19 protein-coding genes and 1 pseudogene are annotated in these 20106 nt (G+C 61.3%); 14 read left to right on the top strand and 6 right to left on the bottom strand.

Features of this window, described 5'->3' with window-relative positions; all coding sequences use genetic code 11:
* Positions 1-103 precede the first annotated feature (103 nt).
* On the bottom strand, positions 104-679 hold the full coding sequence (locus AB8Z38_RS29815) for a L,D-transpeptidase (RefSeq protein ID WP_369721227.1): 576 nt from the start codon (positions 677-679) through the stop codon (positions 104-106).
* Positions 680-936: 257 nt separating this feature from the next.
* Here AB8Z38_RS29815 and AB8Z38_RS29820 point away from each other — a divergent pair, with 257 nt between their 5' ends.
* Both AB8Z38_RS29820 and AB8Z38_RS29825 read left to right on the top strand, forming a co-directional pair.
* Positions 937-2484 (top strand): acetolactate synthase large subunit, encoded by a 1548-nt coding sequence (locus AB8Z38_RS29820; RefSeq protein WP_369721228.1) that lies wholly within the window; start codon positions 937-939, stop codon positions 2482-2484.
* Between the two features lie 127 nt (positions 2485-2611).
* On the top strand, positions 2612-3130 hold the full coding sequence (locus tag AB8Z38_RS29825; protein WP_369721229.1) for a hypothetical protein: 519 nt from the start codon (positions 2612-2614) through the stop codon (positions 3128-3130).
* A gap of 68 nt (positions 3131-3198) precedes the next feature.
* Here the strand turns inward: AB8Z38_RS29825 and AB8Z38_RS29830 are convergent, their stop codons facing one another.
* Positions 3199-4737 (bottom strand): heme peroxidase family protein, encoded by a 1539-nt coding sequence (locus AB8Z38_RS29830; protein ID WP_369721230.1) that lies wholly within the window; start codon positions 4735-4737, stop codon positions 3199-3201.
* A 580-nt stretch (positions 4738-5317) separates the two neighbouring features.
* Between AB8Z38_RS29830 and AB8Z38_RS29835 the strand changes: the two genes are divergently transcribed.
* From AB8Z38_RS29835 to greA, 3 genes are all read left to right on the top strand, one after another.
* Positions 5318-5680: a hypothetical protein gene (locus AB8Z38_RS29835; protein ID WP_369721231.1), complete on the top strand. Its 363-nt coding sequence runs from the start codon at positions 5318-5320 to the stop codon at positions 5678-5680.
* Positions 5681-5832: 152 nt separating this feature from the next.
* Complete coding sequence (locus AB8Z38_RS29840; RefSeq protein WP_369721232.1) at positions 5833-6348, top strand: hypothetical protein; 516 nt, start codon at positions 5833-5835, stop codon at positions 6346-6348.
* A 63-nt stretch (positions 6349-6411) separates the two neighbouring features.
* Complete coding sequence (gene greA, locus AB8Z38_RS29845; RefSeq protein ID WP_369721233.1) at positions 6412-6894, top strand: transcription elongation factor GreA; 483 nt, start codon at positions 6412-6414, stop codon at positions 6892-6894.
* Positions 6895-6902: 8 nt separating this feature from the next.
* On the opposite strand, the gene AB8Z38_RS29850 is transcribed toward greA, so the two are convergent.
* Positions 6903-7349, bottom strand: coding sequence for a hypothetical protein (locus AB8Z38_RS29850; protein ID WP_369721234.1), 447 nt, complete (start codon positions 7347-7349; stop codon positions 6903-6905).
* A gap of 303 nt (positions 7350-7652) precedes the next feature.
* On the opposite strand from AB8Z38_RS29850, the gene AB8Z38_RS29855 reads away from it, so the two are divergent.
* The 6 genes from AB8Z38_RS29855 (at position 7653) to AB8Z38_RS29880 (ending at position 12205) form a co-directional block, all read left to right on the top strand.
* Entirely contained in the window at positions 7653-7994 is a 342-nt protein-coding gene (locus tag AB8Z38_RS29855) for a hypothetical protein (protein ID WP_369721235.1), read from the top strand.
* Positions 7975-8727 (top strand): C45 family autoproteolytic acyltransferase/hydolase, encoded by a 753-nt coding sequence (locus tag AB8Z38_RS29860; RefSeq protein ID WP_369721236.1) that lies wholly within the window; start codon positions 7975-7977, stop codon positions 8725-8727. Before AB8Z38_RS29855 ends, AB8Z38_RS29860 begins: the two co-directional genes overlap by 20 nt.
* Positions 8728-9288: 561 nt before the next feature.
* A complete protein-coding gene (locus AB8Z38_RS29865) occupies positions 9289-10242 on the top strand; it encodes an alpha/beta fold hydrolase (RefSeq protein WP_369721237.1) in 954 nt (317 codons plus the stop codon).
* Positions 10197-10508, top strand: a complete 312-nt coding sequence (locus tag AB8Z38_RS29870) for an adenylate/guanylate cyclase domain-containing protein (protein ID WP_369721238.1) — start codon at positions 10197-10199, stop codon at positions 10506-10508. The genes AB8Z38_RS29865 and AB8Z38_RS29870 overlap by 46 nt, the downstream gene beginning before the upstream one ends.
* A gap of 78 nt (positions 10509-10586) precedes the next feature.
* The gene (gene dapD, locus AB8Z38_RS29875; RefSeq protein WP_369721239.1) at positions 10587-11558 is read left to right on the top strand and encodes a 2,3,4,5-tetrahydropyridine-2,6-dicarboxylate N-succinyltransferase; all 972 of its coding nucleotides are present in this window, start codon (positions 10587-10589) and stop codon (positions 11556-11558) included.
* Positions 11559-11842: 284 nt separating this feature from the next.
* On the top strand, positions 11843-12205 hold the full coding sequence (locus tag AB8Z38_RS29880; protein ID WP_369721240.1) for an ester cyclase: 363 nt from the start codon (positions 11843-11845) through the stop codon (positions 12203-12205).
* 591 nt (positions 12206-12796) lie between these two features.
* Here the strand turns inward: AB8Z38_RS29880 and AB8Z38_RS29885 are convergent.
* On the bottom strand, positions 12797-14008 hold the full coding sequence (locus AB8Z38_RS29885) for a hypothetical protein (protein ID WP_369721242.1): 1212 nt from the start codon (positions 14006-14008) through the stop codon (positions 12797-12799).
* 270 nt (positions 14009-14278) lie between these two features.
* Here AB8Z38_RS29885 and AB8Z38_RS29890 point away from each other — a divergent pair, with 270 nt between their 5' ends.
* Positions 14279-15193: a hypothetical protein gene (locus AB8Z38_RS29890; protein WP_369721244.1), complete on the top strand. Its 915-nt coding sequence runs from the start codon at positions 14279-14281 to the stop codon at positions 15191-15193.
* Here AB8Z38_RS29890 and AB8Z38_RS29895 read toward each other — a convergent pair.
* Positions 15137-15799: a leucine-rich repeat domain-containing protein gene (locus AB8Z38_RS29895; protein WP_369721245.1), complete on the bottom strand. Its 663-nt coding sequence runs from the start codon at positions 15797-15799 to the stop codon at positions 15137-15139. The two genes, AB8Z38_RS29890 and AB8Z38_RS29895, sit on opposite strands and share 57 nt — an antisense overlap.
* Positions 15800-15996: 197 nt before the next feature.
* On the bottom strand, positions 15997-16155 hold the full coding sequence (locus AB8Z38_RS29900; protein ID WP_369721246.1) for a DoxX family protein: 159 nt from the start codon (positions 16153-16155) through the stop codon (positions 15997-15999).
* Positions 16156-16851: 696 nt separating this feature from the next.
* Here AB8Z38_RS29900 and AB8Z38_RS29905 point away from each other — a divergent pair.
* Together AB8Z38_RS29905 and AB8Z38_RS29910 are read left to right on the top strand one after the other, a co-directional pair.
* Positions 16852-18183, top strand: a complete 1332-nt coding sequence (locus AB8Z38_RS29905) for a tyrosine-type recombinase/integrase (RefSeq protein WP_369721247.1) — start codon at positions 16852-16854, stop codon at positions 18181-18183.
* 998 nt (positions 18184-19181) lie between these two features.
* Positions 19182-19842: pseudogene (locus tag AB8Z38_RS29910) on the top strand (phytochelatin synthase family protein).
* Positions 19843-20106 lie beyond the last annotated feature (264 nt).

Here is a 20106-nt window from a genome sequence, read left to right on the forward strand (position 1 = left end):
GCAGATTCATGTGCGCGCGGGTTCCGGCGGTCCGTCGCGCTTCTCTCAACCTCTCCCGCAAGCGGGAGAGGGAGCGCACCTTGGGCGCGGAGGCAATCGCGCTCTAATTGTTGAGCACGACCACCGTGGTGCCGACCGAGACACGGCCATAGAGGTCGGTGACGTCGTCGTTGGTCATGCGGAAGCAGCCCGAGGAGACCGCTTGGCCGATCGTCTCCGGCTCGTTGGAGCCGTGGATGCGGTAGAGCGTCGAGCCCAGATACATCGCGCGCGCGCCGAGCGGATTCTCGATGCCGCCCTTCATGTGGCGCGGCAGGTCCGGCCGGCGCGCGATCATCTGCGACGGCGGCGTCCACTCCGGCCACTCCTTCTTCGCGGTGATCCTGTGCACGCCGCCCCAGCGGAACCCGTCGCGGCCGACGCCGATGCCGTAGCGCAACGCCTGGCCGCCTCCCAGCACCAGATAGAGCCGGCGCTCGGCGGTGTTCACCACGACCGTGCCCGGCGCGTAATTGGTCGGATACATCACGGTCGAGCGCGGGATCGAGCTCGCGCCACCGCCGAGAAATCCGCCGGAACTGGTCCCCGTGAAGTCTACCATCCCCGCCGCGGACACGCCGCTCGCGCCCGTCACCAAAAGCGCCATTGCGGCGACCGACGCGGCCAAAAACCGGAACATTGTCTACCTCCCGGGAAAATCGATTCAATACAACTCTCAGAGGCCATATTCGCTGGGATTTCGCAAGCCCCGGCCCGGCGAGCGTCGCAACGTGATGGCGTCGCCGTTAGCGAATCCGTAAACCGTGACCGTCAAATTGAACGGTGAGGTCCGCAGCCGCGGGGCCGGGCAGGGCAGCAATGCCGCCGAATGCTTTGACGAAGACGGCGAACAATGTTTGATCGGCCGTGGATCTCATGGCTGCGGGAGTTGTCACGATGAACGGTGCGGAAAGCCTGGTGCGGACGATGGTCAAGGGCGGGGTGGACGTCTGCTTCACCAACCCTGGTACCTCCGAGATGCATTTCGTCGCTGCGCTGGACCGCGTGCCAGGCATGCGCTGCGTGCTCGGCTTGTTCGAAGGCGTGGTGACCGGGGCGGCCGACGGCTATTTCCGCATGAAGGGCGCGCCGGCCTCGACGCTGCTGCATCTCGGCCCCGGCCTCGCCAACGGCCTTGCCAATCTGCACAACGCCAAGAAGGCGAATTCCGGCATCGTCAACATCGTCGGCCAGCACGCGGTCTACCACATCGCCTACAACGCGCCGCTGACCTCCGACATCGAGGGCCTGGCCCGGCCGATGTCGTCCTGGGTCCGCACCTCGCCCGATTCCAGATCGGTCGCCGCCGACGGTGCCGCGGCGATCGCCGCCGCCAAAAGCGCCCCGCCGCAGATCGCGACCCTGATCCTGCCGGCCGATACCGCCTGGAACGAGGCCGACGGCGTCGCCGAGGTGCCGGCCGAGCAGCAGCGCGCCAGCTATTCGCCGCAGGCGGTCGAGCAGGCCGCAAAAATTCTCCACGGCGACGGCGAGGGCACGCTGCTGCTGATGACCGGCAGCGCGCTGAGCGAAAAGGGCCTGGCGCTGGCCGAGCGCATTGCCGCCAGGACCGGCTGCACCGTGATGGGCCCGACCTTCCGCCCCAGGATGGCGCGCGGCCGCGGCCGTTTCTCGATCGACCGCATCCACTACGTCATCGAGAACGCGCTGCCGATGCTGGCCAAATTCCGTCACATCGTGCTGGTCGAGTCCGACGATCCCGTGGCGTTCTTCGCCTATCCGAACAAGCCGAGCATGCTCAAGCCCGCGGGCTGCGACGTGCACCGCATGACCTCCTGGGGCGAGAATTCGGTCGCCGCACTCGAAGCGCTCGCGGGCGCGGTGAAGGCGAGCGCCAAGGACGTCAAGCCGCAAGCCTCGGCTGAACTGGTCAAGCCGACCGGCGCGCTCACCCACGCCTCGATCGCGCAGGCGATTGCGTACGCGATCCCCGAGAACGCGATCATGATCGACGAGTCGCTCACCACCGGCCGCGCCTTCTTCCCGCCGACCGCGGCCGCCGCCCCGCATGACTGGCTCCAGAACATGGGCGGCTCGATCGGCTTCTCGACGCCGCTCTCGATCGGCGCCGCGATCGCCTGCCCGGACCGCAAGGTGATCTGCATGGTCGGTGACGGCAGCGCGATGTACACCATCCAGTCGCTGTGGACCCAGGCGCGGGAAAATCTGAACATCGTCACCATCGTGTTCGCCAACCGCATCTACCAGATCCTGCGCGGCGAGTTCGACAATGTCGGCGCCGGCGAGCCCGGCCAGCGCGCCAACGACATGCTCAGGCTTGACCGGCCGACGATGGATTTCGTGGCGCTGGCGAAGGGCATGGGCGTGCCCGGCCGCGCCGTGACCAATGCCGACGAGTTCAACAAGGCGCTGGCCGAAGCCGTCGCCGAACCCGGTCCGCGGCTGATCGAAGTCCAGATGTAAGGGCACCTGCAAAACGGAGTGATGCGTAGCCCGGATGGAGCGCAGCGTAATCCGGGACGTCGTGGATTTTGCGAGAACCCGGATTGCGCTACGCTCCATCCGGGCTACGATTGGGCCCGGGGGCAACATGCAGACCGAGCTGAACAAGGTGATTGCGGCGCTCCGGGAGTTTTACGCGCAGGAATCGTTCCTGTTCGAGAAAGACGTCGGCGAGCGCGCGATCACGCACCGCTTCGCGGTCTATCTGGAGCGGCAGTTTTCCGGCTGGGCGGTCGATTGCAATTACGACCGGCTCGGAGAGCGCACGCTGCACCTACCGCACGGCACGATCATCTCGACCGACGACCATCTGGGCAAGTCGATCTATCCCGACGTCGTCGTGCATCAGCGCGAGATCCCGAACAATCTGCTCACCATCGAGATCCGCAAGGCCAGCAATCACACGCCGCTGGAGCACGACCAGCAGAAGCTGAAGGCGATGACCGACGCCCATGTCTGGTTCGCCTATTGGATCGGCGTGTTGCTGGTGCTGGACAAGCACAATGCGACGACGTCCGAGGTCTATGTCGGCGGCCTCGTCGAACCCCAGCTCTCGCGCTGGTTCGCAGCCCGGCTGGAAGAGATCGGACCGGGCGCACCGCATTGAGACGTTGCGCCAACCAAAAAGCCGCCCGCGTCATGCGGGCGGCCTCTGCGTCCTCGTTCGTGGCAAGCTCAATGCAGGGGAGCACCCTGGCCCAGTGCGTAGGCCACGAAATCCCTGAGCGCGAAGTTGGGTCCCGTTACCGGCGCCCAATTCGGATCGAGCGACAGCACGGACGAATTGTCGCCGAACATCATGCCGAGGAAGACTTCGGCGACGATGCGTCCGCCCACCGGGCCGAGCTGCGGTGTATTGAGCGTCACCGGTGTGCCGGTGACAGGGATCGTCACCGCGGTCTGGAATTGCCGCGCCTCGGCCAGGATGTAGGTCCAGAGCGGGCAATTGCCCGCGAAGGCGCCGTTCGCGATCGACGCGATCGGGGTCTGCGGGTCGCCCGCTTCGGGATGGTCGACGGCCCGGCCGATGACGATCTGCTCGTCCGTCAGCGGTGTCACATGCATCGCCCTTGCGACCGCCTGCCCTGAAGGCAGGCCAAGCCGCCAGCTGCGTTCGAGATTGCGCAGCGCCAGCGACGCCGGATTCGAGGCGACCTCCGGCGGCAGCCTGCGCAGCGGATCGACCAGCGACGTATCGATGCGATAGGCGAACTGAAGCCGCCGCTTGTTGTCCGTACTGGTGCCGTCGCCGTCGACGCCATAGGCGCGCGTGTCGATGTCGATGAAGCGCCCCCAGTCGATGGCGCGTCCCGGACCCATGGCACGGAAGCCGGTCAGCGCGTTGTTGTCGGGATTGTTGGGATCGGGGAAGATCTGCAGCAGCATGTTGTCGGCGTCGTTGAGGCGATAGCCGGGGCGGATCATCGAATGTCCGAGCCGATAGGCTGCAACGGAAAACTCCACCGGCATGAACGGAAACGTCTTCCAGTGGTAGTAGGCGAGCTTGCTGCGATCGTACCGCCCGCCCGTCTTGAGATCGTTCAGCACGCTGGCATGGACGATGCGCGGCAGGAAGTCGTTCAGCACGACATACTGATAGTGGAAGCGGACCCGCTGTTGCACGTCCTGGAACGACAGGCTGTCATTGTCGTCGATCATGCGGTTGTGGAAGCGCAGCATCAGCCCCTGCAGCTGCGAGACGATGCTGTTCTCGTCGTTGCGCGGATCGCCGATCAGCGCGCGGCCCTTGAAGCGCGGCAGGTCGTTGGCGTTGGAGACGCCGGCGCCGGTCAAGGTCTCGCCGAGCAGGAACTTGCCGCTGTTGTCGTACATATAGGGCTGGTCGCCCGGACCGCGTCCGTAGACATTGTCCAGGTCGAATGAGGGAGTACGGAAATCGACGAGCCCGTCCGGATCCTGCTGCTTGGTCAGCGAGCTCACGGGATCGAAGGTGATGTCGTGATCGACGAACTGGCCGAAATAGGTGTAGAGCGCGGGAATCCCGCTCTCCTCCGAATCGGGGCTGTCCTTGGGTCCGTCGAAATCGCCGACCATGTTGTCGGCGAGCGCCGCGAGATTTCCGATGTTGTCGGCGTCGTTGGCGCCGAATTTCGCCGGCGTCAGATTGCGGAACATGCGGCCGAAGCGGCCTTGCGATAACGAGGAGCGGGTGGCGTTCAGACCGCGGGGCGTAATGGCGTGACGAGTGCTCATAAAGTACCTCCATGAAAAGTGACGACGGCAAGCAACTAAAGCTAAAGTTGTTCGTCATGAAATATGCATGTGAGGCTAGATCGCGGAATCCGGCGCCGCAATGCGCGGCTTCACACATCGCGCGGCATCGATGCGGTTCCCTGAGCGAGCGCGGCGTTCAAGCTGCGGATGTGTTTCGTGAATTCTTCCCGTATCGATGCCGAATAACATTCTCGTCATTTGAAACCAGCGACGCGAAGCAAGGTCAGCGTCGCCGACCTAACCGGCGAAGCGGTTGTGGTGATGAACAACGTATTCGCGTTAAACGTGTGGCCGCGTGCCTGCGGGCTCAGGCGATGAAACTCTAACATCTCGCCGCAAAACGCGACCTCTTCCTAAGGGCCCGCCGCAGGCGGGCGTCTCGAAGGATGGCCGCAAGCGAGCGTCCCGCCGCCTTTGCGATCGACACAGGCCGTCGCGCACTCTGTGACCTCGCCCACAGTTTACGGACCGGCCCCTCCCTATGGTCGGCGCACTTGCACGCGCCGATCCGGCGGGACTACGCTTCCCCCATTGGGGATCAGGCATTTTGGAGGTTCTGATGCACAAATCATATTGGCTGGCTGCGGCCGCAGCACTGGCACTCGTCATGCAAACATCGCTCGCGTTGGCGCAGGCCGCTCCGGCCGCAGCCGCGCCGGCAGCCGCGACCACCGCGCCACCTGCGGCGACCACTGCGCCGGCCGCGACCACCACCCCGGCGGCGACGACAACGCCGAGCGCCACCACTGACGCGTCGCAGTCGGCCGGCTCGAAGAAAACCGCCGAGAAGAAACCGGCAAAAAAGAAGATGACGCGGCAGCAGGAGATCGATCATTCGGTCGACAGCGGCACCGTGCCGGCGCGCTATCGCAGCTCGGTGCCGAAGGAGTATCAGCAATATATTCCGTTCGAGAAGCGATGACGGATGGTGCGGCGGCGCGAGGCGATCAGCCGCCGCGCCGCCGCTGCCATCGACGATGGCCTTGCAAGGCGTTGCCAGGCCGGTCTGACATCCCCGGTGGCGCTCTGCGAGAGCGATGCTAGAGTAGGCCGACAGCCCGGGGGTAAGGAGTCATGAGTGAGGACGTGAAGGATGCTGGCCTTGTCGCCATGATCAGCAGCATCCTGGGTGGCCACAAGCGTGCGGCAGACAATATTGCGCCACCGCCGCTCACCGAGGGGCCTCCGACGGCGCCGAGCAACGGGTTTGAATGGGGCGAGCCGCCCACCCGCGATCCTGCATCGGCCAGGCCCGAGAACGAGCCCAACAGCGAGATCGAGTCGGAGAACGCCGACGCCGCACAGGCCATCGCGAAGCCGGTCGAGCCGCCCGCGAAGATCGCCACGACGCCGGACGGCAAGCGACTGCTGCCTGCGGAGGCGATCGCCGATCTCGTGCTCGGCGAGCTGCGCAAGCTGGAGAATTTTCCGGCGCCCGGCGCCTCCGTCACCGTCTACGGCTATCGGCACTGGAACGCTATGATCACCTTCGCGCCGTTCTCGACCAATTTCCAGAACGCGACCCGGTTCCGCCAGGCCCTGCCGGATATCGTGTTCAGGCTGCGCCGTTTCGTCGAACTTGAGATATGATCCGGCACATAGCCGCAGGCGCGAACGCGCCCTTAGCCAAAACAGTTCGACGGGAATTTCGACTTGAGCGTCGCCTTTACCAAGGAAGAAAGCGCCGAAACCGCGTCGGAGACGCTGTTGCCGGATCGCCCGATCTCGCCGCATCCCAACCTGGTGACGGCGGCAGGCCTGCAGGCGTTGCAGACACAGCTCACTGAGGCGCGCCAAGCCTATGAAGCCGCGCAAGCCATCGAGGACGTCAACGAAAAGCGCCGGCAATCGGCGGTGCCGTTGCGCGACGCCCGCTATCTCGGCGAACGGCTGCGCACCGCGCAGCTCGTACCCGATCCAACCTCGACCGACATCGTCGCCTTCGGCAGCACGGTGACCTTCAGCCGCCCTGACGGCCGCGTCCAAACCTATCGCATCGTCGGCGAGGACGAAGCCGATCCAAAGGCCGGATCGATCTCGTTCGTGTCGCCGGTCGCGAGGTCGCTGATCGGGAAGGCGGTCGGCGATGTCGTGGGGGCGGGCAGCCAGCAGATCGAGATTCTGGCGATTGCGTAGGGATGCGATCAGGGAGAAATCCCGTTGCGGCTTGGGGTTACGCCTGGAGCCGTCCCGGCCAGTTGGACCGTTGCGCGACGCACGATGATCCGCTCGCCTTCTTCAAGATACTTGAGCTCGTCGTTGTACTCGCTGTGGACGAGCCAGATGTCTACCGTCCGCCCCTTCACCTCCCGCTCGCAAACGAGGACGCGACCCTCCTTCAAGCCAGTGAGTAGATCGAGGTAGTCGAGTTCGATGTAGTTACCGCAAGCATCGGCGAACATAAGATCATCGTGCGTATGCCAGGGCACGCCAAGAAAACCGATCAGGCAGTCTTCCTCGCGTTCGGCGTTCTCAACGCACAGAATTGCGTCACGGCCAAGATCGACCTCTATACGATGATTGTTATCTAGCCGCACTGCCAGGCCGATTTCTCGGCATAGCTGGTTAACAAGATCGAGGTCGTAACGCATGGCAGCGCACCAATCACCGATTATAGAGCTTCATCATTGGAGCCGCTATCCTGGCAGTTCTGGCGCGCGATGTCATCTTGTGGCCCGAAGGCGGAGATTGCCGTTGTGTCCAGCACGTCGGCGGTCGAGGCCAGACCGGACATCGGGTAGACGCGAGCAAATCGACGCGAATGAGCCCTAGCCGGCATTCGCGATGCGTGGTGAAACTTGTGTCACGCTCGCAGGCCGACTTGCGACCGGCCGGGCCTAGGCTATAGAGGCAGTGGTCCACCCGTTCGAATTTCGACTTGCCCAGGCATCACCATGGCCTCCGCTGCCAAGATGCTCACCGTCAGCTTTGTGCAATGTCGCGGCACCCCTTATGAGGTCGGCCGCGCCCAGGCCGATGCCTTTGCCGCCACACGCAATGGCAAGGCGTTTCTCCGCAAGAAGGTGAGATTGCCCTGGTGGTTCAACATTCGGACGGAGGAGCGGGCGTTCAGGGCTTATGGTCCGGCTCTGTTGGAAGAGATCGCCGGGATCGCAGATGGGCTCCACATCCCAATGGAGCAAGCGGTCGTTTGTTTCGGCAATGATGGCTTGCGGATGCCGACGGGCGGCTGTTCGGCCGTTCATGAGCGGTGGCGTGTATGGCCGCAACTATGACTTCTGGCCGCGAGGCTACGAGGCACGCTTCGCACTGGTGCAGGCACGCGGGAGCTACGCCAGCATCGGCGGCAGCCACCAATTGACCGGGCGGCTGGACGGCATGAACGAGCACGGGCTCGCCATCGGACTGCATCTTGTGAAGGTCCGCCCACGATCGCCCGGCCTCACCAGCACGTTGCTGGTCAGGCGGGTCCTCGACAGCTGCGCGACCACCGCGGAGGCCGTCGACTTTCTGCGTCGCACGCCTCACGCCATGCAGTACAACTATTCGCTGCTGGATGCCGGCGGTGTGGCTGCGGTGGTCGAGGCTGGAGCCGGTGCAGTTGCCGTGCGCGCGGGCGACTGGCTTGCTTGCACCAATCATTTCCAGTCCCCACAATTGAGGCGCCTGAACCGCCGCGTCGCGCACTCGATTGGCCGGCTGCCACCGCTGGAAGGCTGGGCGGCGCGAGAGCTGAGTGCCGCACAGATGTTCATGGCGCTCAACTTCTCCGTCTCGCCGGCGTTCCACAACTACGGCAACGCCCAAACACTGCACACCATCGTCGCCGAGCCGGCGAAGCGGCGGATCTTGATCGGCATTGGCGGCGATGCCGCCGCTCTCGAAGAGGACATGCTGGACGTTGATTTCAACCTGTGGGTCGCCGGCGGCGACTTGCCGACAAAGCAGCTCAAGGGACAACTAAATATCGGTTTGCAGCGGTTCCGGCGGACCAAAGCGAGGCTGTAGCGGAGCTGGTTTGCTCAAGCTCGTGCTGACCTGCCGGCTGGACACGCGTTCGTATAGTGCGATGACCGTGCAGGCGTGATGCGACCAATGATCGAATATCGTTCTGACGCTTCGGCGCAGGGCTATCGCATTTCCGAGCAATCTCCGTGTGGCCGATCCTTCGAGACGCCCGCTTTGGCGGGCTCCTCAGGATGAGGGTGGAGTGCGCGGTGGCAGTTTCAGCGGGCGCCGATGCCGCTTAGCCTCATCCTGAGGAGATCGCCACCGGGTCCGCGCAAAGCGCGGCCCGATGACAGGCTCCGCGGTCGTCTCGAAGGACGAGACGCCCGCTTTGGCGGGCTCGAAGGACGAGGCGCGCGCTGCAGCTATATGCGATAGCCCTGCGTTTCGGCGGGAGAAAGGGGCTTGAATGATTCAGGCCCATTCAGCAAGATGGCGATAAGTCCAGCAGGATAGGCCAAATGAAGGACCTCGATCTTCCGGAGACGCATTACGCGCTGAGTGGAGAGGTCAATATCGCCTACCAGTCGATGGGCAACGGCCCCCATTGATCTCGTGTTCGTGCCCGGCTTCATGTCGCATATCGAGTTCATGCATGAACTGCCTGGATATACGTCGTTCCTGCGTCGCCTCTCGAAGTTCGCGCGCGTCATCACCTTCGACAAGCGCGGACAGGGATTGTCCGACAGGGTATCGGACGCGCCGTCTCTTGAACAACGGATGGATGACGTCCGTGCCGTGATGGATGCGGTCGGTTCGAACCGCGCGGCTCTCTTCGGTAATTCCGAGGGCGGCGCGATGAGCGCTCTATTTGCCGCGACCTATCCGGATCGCGTGTCCAGGCTTCTGCTTTTCGGCGGCTATGCGAACCGAAGGGACATGTCAGCCGATCTGGAGGACAGGCTGCAGCAACGCGTGAAGTTCTGGGGCACGGGTGCCCTGATGCGGATTGTGGCCCCTAGCTCGGCAAATTCGCCGGATGCGATCGCGCAATTTGCGAAGTTCGAGCGGCTTTCGGCGAGTCCCGGCGCGGTCAAATCCTTCATGAGGCTGAATAGCCAGATTGACATCAGGTCAATTCTCCCGACCGTGAGAGTGCCAACGCTCGTTTTTCATCGTACCGATGACAAGCAAGTTCCCATTGCGCTCGGTCGCGAGCTGGCGTCGTTGATGCCGGAAGCGAAATTTATCGAGTATCCCGGCCAAGATCATGCCGTGGCCGCCGGTGACGTCGAAGCCTTGCTCGGAGATATAGAAGAGTTTGTGACGGGTCATCGCAACAATTTGCCGGACGAGTCCGAGCGCATTCTGGCAACGGTTCTATTTTCCGACATCGTCGATTCCACACGCACCGTTGCCGAGAAGGGCGATGCAGCCTGGCGGAAAGTGCTCGACAGTCACGACCAGCTCTCGCTCGAACTTGTGCAAAGACACCGTGGGAAATTGATCAAGTCCACGGCGATGGGTTTTTGGCGATCTTCGATGGACCAGGCCGCGCGGTGCGCTGTGCTTTGACGATGAGCGCGGCCTCAAATCAAATGGGACTGCGCGTTCGCGCCGGCCTTCATACGGGGGAGATCGAAGTCAGAGGCCGTGATATCGGAGGTATCGCCGTTCATGCCGCCTCAAGGGTCATGGCGCAGTCGCCGCCAGATGAGGTGCTCGTGTCCAAGGTGGTGACCGACCTCACCGCCGGCGCCGGCCTGCAATTTTCAGAGCGTGGATCACACGAACTCAAGGGCCTGCCGGGTCGATGGGACCTGTTCGCGGCAAGCGTTTAAGGCTGCGCTGTTCGCGGCAGGGGCGATGTCCGTCTGTGGCCTCTTAGCCGAAGGTCGTCTGCAGGCGCATCACGGCAGATGGCGATCGAGCAGGGCGGTGCGACAGGCGAGGGATTTGCGACCATTTCTAGTGACGGCCGCGTCCTGGATTGCTGGTTTCTTCAGCTGCGCTTGGCTGCGGAGGCCAATGGGCCAGCGACGGCTCGGTTGACCGAGCTGGAGATCAAGCGAGCGTTGGGCGAGCCGGCGGCCGGATATGCGCGGCACGACGATGTTCGCAACGTCGACATCGTTCCGATCCGAACCGAAATTGCGTCGCTCGCATCCGCGCCCGTTGACGTGCACGACGCCTACCTTCGGCTCCACCTGCTTAGCCATCGGCTTGTCGAACCCAATCGCCTGAACCTCGAAGGGATTTTCGGTGTGCTGCCCAACGTTGCCTGGACCACTCTTGGTCCGTGCGAATGCTCTCGGGTGCCGGAAGCGCGAATGGAGGCACGAAAGCGCGGCCTCGTATTCGAGGTGACCGGCGTGGATAAATTCCCGCGCATGACCGACTATGTGACGCTCGCGGACGTGAGAATTGCGGATGCGGATCGCGTGAGGCTGGGAGCCTACTTGGCGCCAGGCACAACCGTCATGCATGAAGGCTTTTGCAATTTCAATGCAGGCACGCTCGGTCATTGCATGGTCGAAGGCCGGATAAGTGCCGGTGTGGTTGTCGGGAGTGGCAGCGACGTTGGCGGCGGAGCGTCGATCATGGGGACGCTGTCGGGAGGAGGGAAAGAGACGATTAAAGTTGGCGAGCGCTGCCTGATCGGAGCCAACGCCGGCATTGGCATCTCTCTGGGTGATGATTGTGTGGTCGAAGCCGGCTGCTACGTCACAGCAGGCGCCCGCATTCTTTTGGAAGATGGTCGCGTGGTGAAAGCGAGAGAACTCTCGGGCCAAACGGGGCTGTTATTTCGACGCAACTCCCAGAGCGGTGCGCTTGAAGCAAGCAGGCGCAAACCAAATTGGGACGGCCTCAACTCGCAACTTCACGGCTAGAGGGCTGGAAGGGGTCTGGGGCAGGAGTGACGCGCCTTACGTCGACCAGAAGTAGCGATATTTCCAATCGGGCCATCAGCGAAGGAAGGGCAGCCTCTCGCAAGGTCTGCTCACCAAGTGCAGCGACATGTCCGCAGCCGAGGGAGCTCGGAAATCACGAACTGGGCCGATTAACGCGATTGACCCATAGCGAAGAAGGGGCCGGTGTAGAGACGCATGGGACGAATGTCATTTCAGAGACTTAGAGATTATCATTTGGTCGGCAGGCAAAGACGGAGAATGTAGTGTCGCAGCAAAAGGAATTGTTGCGCGAGATTGCGCGGGCGATCAATGAGAACGAGCCCTTTCGCGTGGAGGAATGGTTCACGGAGGATTTCAGACTCATTGAGCCGACAAAGCCGAACTGGCCTCTCGGGCGCGAGGGCGCCAGTAAGCTGCTTGCACTCTTCAGGACCCTCACCCCTCCGCTGAAATTCGTTGCACTCGATATGGTCGAGGAGGCGGATCGGGTTGCTGTTCGTTGGCAGCTTTTTGCAACCCATCAAGGCGAACCGCTCCGGCTCGCATCTATGGCGATGTATCGGTTCGATTGCGGTAAAATCGCCGAGGACTGGGGCATTCCCATTCCAGGCGAGTGGGCTAACTAATCGAAGCTCGTCGGCGCTTCCGCTGATGGCCTGTTTGGACACGCCGGGGCGGTCTGACCACGCCCGTTCATAGGCGTAGAAGGAAGAGAACGGCGCGCGGCAAAAGTGACGCGATTGACCCAAAGCGGAACCGGCACGGGCGTTCTAAGTCCATGGGATCTTATGGCTCTGCCATGGGAGAGATGTTTGGCATATCTATTTTGCCCGGCGTGCGGTCGCTGGAAGAGACGCGACAAATGCCCCGATTGCGGCACCGTTACGCGTTCCATGTGGAAGGCTATTTTCGTAGACCTCCTTGTCCAGTTCGCCATTTGCGCGCTGGGGATTTTTACATGTTGGTTATTGTGGTTTCGGTAGTCCGGGCCGCCTCAGTAGGTGGCATCGTTTATTCTTACAAGCGCCGACTTCCGCTATTGTGAATCTCGGACCTCCCGACCGGCGCCGGTGATGTCCGCTCCCGGTGCTCGACCGGAAGTAGGCAGCCGCGATGCCGAAAAGGCGCTTTTTGACCCAATTCGGACTTTCGAAATCGAAAAAGCACTTGGCTTCGATGGAACTGTAGGGCTGAGACGGCCGCCACTGCGGCCTTGACTACGGAAGTCTTTTTGTCGCCGTAAAGGGATTGAACCCCCGTTCTGCAAGGGCAGCCCACGAAGCCGCGCCAAGATGTGGCAATCGGAAATAGAGTCGTGGCTTGGCCGGATCGGTATCCAGCATGAACCCCGTCGGTAGCCCTCGGACACTCGTGGCATAGAACCCGCCATCCGGCGATCTCTGGGATTCGATGACAGCGAGCAACGATTTTGCCTCCCCAGTCCTGCCGAGCAATTCCAGCAAGAGAGCCATTTGGCCCGTCCCTTCGGTCCACACACCATCGCGGTCTTCACCGTAAGAAAAGCCCTTGTCGACACTCATTCGCTGTTCGGCGGTGGTCATTGCCGATGCAAATTTCTTGGCCGCTCCGGGGAGCGCCGTTAAGGGCCAGATTTGAGCATCCAGGGCCAAAATCGGATTGCGCGTGACGCCGTCCTCAGTGGTGCCTGCTGCGAAACAGGCGCACGCCGGATCCCACATCGTATCTACGAAGTGCTCGGCAGCTGTTGCCATGTCACGCCAGCGCGAATCGCCGGTGCGGGTTGCAAGAAGGCCAAACGCGGCGGCGAGGTCAGTATTGTGCTCAGTCGATTTCCATGTCCGTACGTCGGGCGTCGGTTCGTGCCCAAAAGTACCGCCTGTGAAACCGCCAGTACCGCGCGTGTCGGCCCATTGCGCGACCCAGGTGCCAAGCCGTGCCGCACCATCGCGGAACCCGGAGCTGGCGCTCGCATCGTCAATCGACAGCAAAGCCAACATGGCCCATGCAACGTTGCCATTGTCGCTGCCCACCTGATATCGATCTTCCAACCACTTGTTCTGAGCATTGTCCCACCAACCCAGAAGTTTGGCGGAGCCACTCGCCACCACACCCGCGGCGTAAGCGTTCCGGAGCCGTCCATCATGCCAGGTCCGGTCGTTATCGATGGCCCAGAGAATCGCCGCGCCGATCCGACGTGCTTTGTCTCGCTCGCCGCAACCGCCTAACGCGATGGCGGCCACCGCATTGTCATACAGGTATGCGGCGCCATGGAGAGGCCCCGATTCCACGGTCGGATAGCTGGGCAAGAACAACGGCCCCGGCGGTGCCTTATCGATCAGACCAGCGAGGTACCCGCATGCAGACGCTTCTGGTGCGGCTAAAGCCCGTGGTGGAGTGGCGCCCATCACGATGATGAAAGTCGTTACCATCCATACGAAGCTTTCCATTCGGGCCACTTGCTGTTCTCCGGGGTGGACGATGATCCTATATCCCCATCGGCGATGTCTGGAAGTGGCCCGAAGGCGAGGAGCGCCTCAGCCGGCGTGATGTGCGCTGTCGTAAACAGGACGCCGAGCTAACCTGCCCGACCGCAGCTTCTGACCTAAGCGGCTGTTGATTAGGCGATCAGCCTTCGGACGCCGACGATCAATACAATTTGAACCAAGCTTCTAAACAACTCGAAAGGGTGGCTCGCCTAAAGGTTGTGGGGCGAGACCATGCGCGTTGATGACGAGGGTTACCGCTTGCAGTATTTGAAAGTCCAAGGGAATTCGCGCGGCGTATCCCTCGCAAGGAAGGCGCAACGGAGGGCACCCGCCATTGATAGGTTTGCCCTTTGGGTATCAACGAGCCGAACGGTTGACGGACTTTGGGTCGGAAGCACGGAAAGTAAACCACAACCCGGTTTGCGCCGCGTTGAAGCCGCGCTCGGACTGATCAAAGACCATGATCCCCTTAATTACGCCCGCACTATCAACAATCTCGAACGAATATGGGTGCGCTTAATCCCAAATGCTCTCGCGCACTACGACCCCTTGCTGAGTGCTTGCGTAATCGACGAGCGTTTAGTTCTCCCAGAAACAACGGCGCTCGAACGGATCGCATCCACAATAGTTCATGAATCGACTCACGCAAGGTTAGAACGGTGGGGCATCAACTACGATGATGAACGTGTGCGCTCGCGGATCGAGGCAATTTGTCTTCGGCGAGAGCTAAAATTTGTTGGTAAGCTCGCCCACTGCGAGCAGTTGCAGGAGCAGATTTCACGCACACTGGAGTGGTGCGTTGGCGATGATGACTATTTTTCAAACCCGCGCTTCCAACAGCGTCATGACCAGGGGGACGATGAAACTGCGAGCGGCCATTTGCGTGTTACGTCAATTGGCCTCCCGTTCCACTGGTCGGCCCTCGCGGCGAAGCGTAGATTCGTGATCTCATTTGATCTCTCCTTCTGGCCCCACGCCGACGGTCGCTTGACGCCGTGCTATGTCGGCTCTCAGTGGCAGACCGGAAGCCAACGCCAGCCTGCGTGTGCGGCTCCTCGTGAATCGCAGCTGACGTTGCCAATGCAAGCGCTACAGGTAAATCGCGCAACCTCGTTGTTCGAGCTCAGCGAACCAGCTCGGGCGTGAAATCGTCGTCACCCAGCGCAGATCAAGCTTTTCGAGACGTGGAAGCTTGAGCAGCGTTTCCGGCAAGGCGGCGACAGGGTTCCCTCTCAAATCGATCTGTCGCAGCTCCAGCATTGCACCAATCTCTTCCGGCAAACCGGTCAAGCTGTTGTTCCTGAGATGCAGCTCACGCAGACGCCTCAGCTTGGAAATGCTCGCAGGCAGAGTGGTCAGGCGATTGTCGGTCACGCGAAGTTCGAGAAGTCCCGACATCTCGGTAACGGCGTCGGGCAGCCTCTCGAATCCGTTTTCGCTGATGTTGAGGTAGCGCAACCGGGTAAGTCGCCCCAAAGACGGGGGAAGCTCTTGCAGCGCATTCTCGTGCAAGTACAGGAAGTCGCTCAGGCTGACGAGTTCACCTAGCGCAGCCGGAATGTGCCGCAACTGGTTGTGGCCCAGGTCCAGCGTTCTCAGGGCGCGTAGCTCGCCGACCCTGTCCGAGAGCTCCGCCAGGCCATTGTCGGCCAGCACGAGCGATTGCAGGTTCGTCAGATCCCAGACATGATCCGGCACGGCGCCGAGCGCCTGTTTCCACAAGGATAAGTGCAAGTCCGACAGGTTGCTCACAGTCAGATCATGCCCCGACTTCACGCGGAGACCAAGGCCGCTTCTGCCCAAAGCGGACAAGTACCTGCTTGCCGCGCATCAGAGACACAATGCTCCAGGCCCGGTTTGAGTTCGGCGCTCTCAGGCCGATGTGGCGTGACGTCGCCCGAGTTCCGTTGCCACCGATCGACCCCAGCCGTGGGAGGACATCGATCGGATCAAAATTCCTTGCCGATCAACCGGTCGACCGAGTAACGATCGCCACCTCGGAAGACGATTGCGATGCACAGGAGGCACCACAGCAAGGCAAATTCATAACCTCTGACTGTCCAGAAGTAGCCGAACTGCGATTGGAAGAAGGCGATGATGATCATCATGTGGATGCTGATGATCAAGGCCGCGAGCACAACGTCGTTGCGCCTCTGCGGCGATACTCGCCTTCATCCCTTCCATGCTCTTTGGCTTGCCCGGATAGGTCAGCGATGCGAAGACGTCTGTCGTCTTGGCTGGCGGGAATAGCGGCTTGTGGGAAGCCATGAGATGTCTTTGCCAAAACCCCAATCGTCGCGCATGATGCCATCCTGCCCCTGTTTTGCCCGACGAGTCAAACCTGATTTCGGAAAATGCGTAGCCCGTTGGTCCGACTGATGCCGGCTACTGTGCATGGGGTTGTTTTCGACATTTTTGATTGAGCCGGTCCAGAACCCGGCGGGGCGTCGACAATTGCCCCGCGACCGGGTCGTTCAGAAACTGGATCATTCAGGAGGATGGATGGTGGGCGCACAAGGGATCGAACCTTGGACCTCTCCCGTGTGAACCACAATCGGTAGACCCCAGCTAACCAAATCCAGCCATAGTTGAGATGTAAAAAGCTCGTTAATTGACGTTGGTTACGGCCCTGTGTGGCCATAGGAGGCCATAGGTGGCCTTACTACATTTTTTGTATGCCCCCGTTGTGCCCGCCGAGGATTTTCCCTTCGGGCACAAAAACGGGGGAGGTCTGAGGTCCGGTTCTGTTCGAGGGGTGACCGCCGTTGTTGCGGGGCACACCGGGGCAGAGAGAGGGAGGAATGATGACGGAGCCAGCCAACCAGCTGACACTCACCGATGCGGTGATCCGCAATGCAGTGCTGCCGCCGGGCAAGGCGCAGCATTATCTCCATGACGACAAGCTGCCCGGCCTCGCTTTGCGGATGCGCGCCACCGGTGGCCGGACCTGGGTCTACCTCTTCACCAAACCCGGGGTGAGGGGGACCCAGCGCAAGACTCTCGGCGCTTGGCCCAAATATAATGAGAAGGCCGCGCGCAAGGCCGCCACCATCGCCGCAGGCGAGGTCGTCAAGGGCTTGGACCCGAATGACGCGAAGCGCGCGGCGAGGCGGCAACAGGCAGCCGAGAAGCAGAGCACCACGCTCGCAACCCTCATTACTGAAGCTGGTCCCTACCAGACGTCCTTGACCGAACGTCAAGTGGTCAACTGGAAGCCAGCAATGTCGGCGTTGCGGCGCGGGCTCAAGGATCACGCCGAGAGCGGCGTGGGGGACCTGACACGACGGCAGATCATGGCTGCGGTCGACAAGATTGCCAAGACCGGTAAGCGCGGCGCAGCCAAGGACTTGCGCAAGCACGTGCATACCTTCCTCGAATGGTGCGTCGGCGAAGGTTATGTCGAGCACAACGTGCTCGCCGGCTATCGCGCGCCCAAGGAAACCCGGGCGCAAAGGGTCGGACGCCGAACGAAGGGTCGCGCGCTGAGTGATGAGGAAATCATCAAGGTCTGGGATGCAACCGGCAAGCTCGGGGCTTTCGGTCTCCTGGCACGGATGTGCCTGCTCGGTGGCCCGCGGCGCAGTGAGCCTACGATGATCGAATGGCGAAAGCATATCATGGATGACCGTATTACTTTCGATGCAGCGTGGACCAAGATGGGGCTACACCACGATGTGCCGCGCACTCACCTGGTTGACGAGATGCTCACGGCCGCGAAGCATTTCCAGCGGGCAACCTCCGACTATGTCTTCCCGTCGCCAAAGACGGGCGGCCAGATGTCCGGCTTTACCAAGATGGTCAACCGCCTGGTCAAGGAAGCGAGCGTCGCCAAGTTCACCATGCATGACTTGAGGCGCAGCTTGCGCACCATCATGTCACGCTGTGGCTACGACAACGAAATCCAGCGGCTGTGTGTTGGGCAAAAGCCAAGCGGAATCGATCAGGTCTACAATCATGACGAACAGTGGATCATCCGCAAGATGGCGTTCGAAGCGGCTCACGACTACATTGCCGAGTTGGTCGGTGCGAAACGGGTCGGCAAAATCGTGCGTCTGCAGCGGACGAATCCGCTTGACCCGATCAAGGCCGAGCTCCTCGGGCGTCTCCGTGAGCATTTTGCGGCTGAGGCGCCTTAGTAGCTCCATTGCACTTGGCCAGACAGTCAACAGTGCATCAACACGATAGAGCGGCTGCCATCGATATATCGCCATTTCAGCGGATGGTTCGGATTGCGCCGCCACTGCTCCCGTGCTGTTGTCGGCAGGCAATGACTCGCGATCGCACGTCAGCGGCGTACGTTTCAACAATCTGCTAGTCGACGCTGTTGGTCCGTTTTGACAACCGAGCGGTGAGCCAGCTGCCACTATCACCAGACGGACAAAAGCTCCGATCTGAGATGGTCGGGCCTTTCGATCGGACCCGCGCCGGGCGTGCAAGATCTTCAAGCGGACTCTGTCGCGCGTTCGACTGATAATTATAGGTTCGGATGCTCGATCGAGGGGAGCGGCTTCGAACAGCCCGAAGCTTGCGCGTCCATAACCGGCACAATCCGCACCAGCCGGAAACCTGCGCGGTGTAACAGCGACCGATACTCGGCATTGCTCAAGCCTTTTGCTGCGGTATGGTGGCAAGCTTTTCAAAAGATGCAGCAGTGCTGTCCTTTTGACCCCCAAATCCATGGTGATACTGTTGTAAGGGCGGTCTGTCCGGGAGGACACAATGCGATGGTTTGACCGGCTGTTTGGAAGGGGGTCGGCGCCTGCTACCAGACTCTTTGCGAGATTTGGGCGGAAATCGCGGGCAGATCCTGATCTTCTGAAGATTGCCAAAGACCGAAAAGGGCATATTTCGCGAAGAGCCGTGAGAGATGAATATAACCGGCTGCTTTTGGAGAAGTACGCGCACGACAGGTCCTGATTTTAATCTCGTCCGGTGGTCCCACTGCGTGCCAGCGAAGCTCTTCGTCTCGGCGGCTTCTTTCTCGCCTCGCTTATTGGCCCTCAACGGGACAGGCTGACTGCCGTCATCGAGAGCCGTTGCCCTCCAAGGGACGCTTACGTGAAATCTCCCGCCCTCGAGTTAGCTTGAAAATAAAGTGCAGGCCAATGTCGTCATTGTCAGTCAGGTATGACCCATGAAGCGATGGCGCTACGTCAGTATCGGCAGCATGGTTATCGCCATGGGTCTGGTTTTTGCCGGGGCCGTGGTGGTCGGTCAATCGCACGGCCGTCAGACGCCATAGCGACATCGGTAACGCGTACTCCGGAGCTTATGGAGCGTGCGTGGCACCTGCCCGTGTCAGCTACATCTCAAAGACACGTTAACTGCAGTCAAATGGCTCTCGCTGCGGACCTGCAGCTGTTGCGAATGCGTACCGGTCGCTTGGCGAGGCGGCAAGGACGGAGGGCCAGGTGATGGCCGGTACATGGAGCTGATGGACAGGCGTATGCATCATGGGTCTCACGCTCGATGAGCTGGCCAAAGTCGCCCGGGGCCAACACGAGCCGAAAAGTCAGGGTCCTACGCGATCTCAGTGAGAACCAGTTTCTAGAGCATCTCCGTCGGTCCAATGATCCGGGCCACGCTACATCGTCAATTTCGATCGTACTCGAATTTTTCGTTCAGGTGGCGGACATCATTCCCCAATTGGGGGCTATTTCGAAGCCGAGGACGTCGTCTTCGTGCTCGATGTCAGCTTCAACTTTCAGCCATGGCTGATCGAGCGGAAGCGGCTGTTCGACGCTGTAAATACGTTCGACGGCGATAAGAAGCGCGGCCTGCTGTTGGTAGAGTGATGCCACACTGCATCTCGCCTGTGGGCCCATACCTGACCTTGTCGCCAAACTTTGCGACCGCCGCTTTTGAACCTGGCTGTGTGAAAAGCCACGAGTCGGCTACGATTCCTCCGTTTCCTGATGGGGGGATACGGATGGGACGCTTTGTTGAAGGCGCGGACAGATCCCAGCCGACGCTCCGCCCGTCGGGAGGGCCGAGATGGGCGAAGGCGGCAGTCGAAGCAAGTACACTTTCGGATCGGTTTACCAGCGACACCGGACGGT

Source organism: Bradyrhizobium sp. LLZ17 (assembly GCF_041200145.1).
Taxonomy (GTDB): Bacteria; Pseudomonadota; Alphaproteobacteria; order Rhizobiales; family Xanthobacteraceae; genus Bradyrhizobium.

Excerpts from the sequence above, each read along its gene's own strand:
- AB8Z38_RS29815 (WP_369721227.1), bottom strand. The coding sequence starts at position 679 with ATGTTCCGGTTTTTGGCCGCGTCGGTCGCCGCAATGGCGCTTTTGGTG.
- AB8Z38_RS29820 (WP_369721228.1), top strand. The coding sequence starts at position 937 with ATGAACGGTGCGGAAAGCCTGGTGCGGACGATGGTCAAGGGCGGGGTG.
- AB8Z38_RS29825 (WP_369721229.1), top strand. The coding sequence starts at position 2,612 with ATGCAGACCGAGCTGAACAAGGTGATTGCGGCGCTCCGGGAGTTTTAC.
- AB8Z38_RS29830 (WP_369721230.1), bottom strand. The coding sequence starts at position 4,737 with ATGAGCACTCGTCACGCCATTACGCCCCGCGGTCTGAACGCCACCCGC.
- AB8Z38_RS29835 (WP_369721231.1), top strand. The coding sequence starts at position 5,318 with ATGCACAAATCATATTGGCTGGCTGCGGCCGCAGCACTGGCACTCGTC.
- AB8Z38_RS29840 (WP_369721232.1), top strand. The coding sequence starts at position 5,833 with ATGAGTGAGGACGTGAAGGATGCTGGCCTTGTCGCCATGATCAGCAGC.
- AB8Z38_RS29850 (WP_369721234.1), bottom strand. The coding sequence starts at position 7,349 with ATGCGTTACGACCTCGATCTTGTTAACCAGCTATGCCGAGAAATCGGC.
- AB8Z38_RS29855 (WP_369721235.1), top strand. The coding sequence starts at position 7,653 with ATGGCCTCCGCTGCCAAGATGCTCACCGTCAGCTTTGTGCAATGTCGC.
- dapD (WP_369721239.1), top strand. The coding sequence starts at position 10,587 with ATGGCGATCGAGCAGGGCGGTGCGACAGGCGAGGGATTTGCGACCATT.
- AB8Z38_RS29885 (WP_369721242.1), bottom strand. The coding sequence starts at position 14,008 with ATGGAAAGCTTCGTATGGATGGTAACGACTTTCATCATCGTGATGGGC.
- AB8Z38_RS29890 (WP_369721244.1), top strand. The coding sequence starts at position 14,279 with ATGCGCGTTGATGACGAGGGTTACCGCTTGCAGTATTTGAAAGTCCAA.
- AB8Z38_RS29900 (WP_369721246.1), bottom strand. The coding sequence starts at position 16,155 with ATGATGATCATCATCGCCTTCTTCCAATCGCAGTTCGGCTACTTCTGG.
- AB8Z38_RS29905 (WP_369721247.1), top strand. The coding sequence starts at position 16,852 with ATGACGGAGCCAGCCAACCAGCTGACACTCACCGATGCGGTGATCCGC.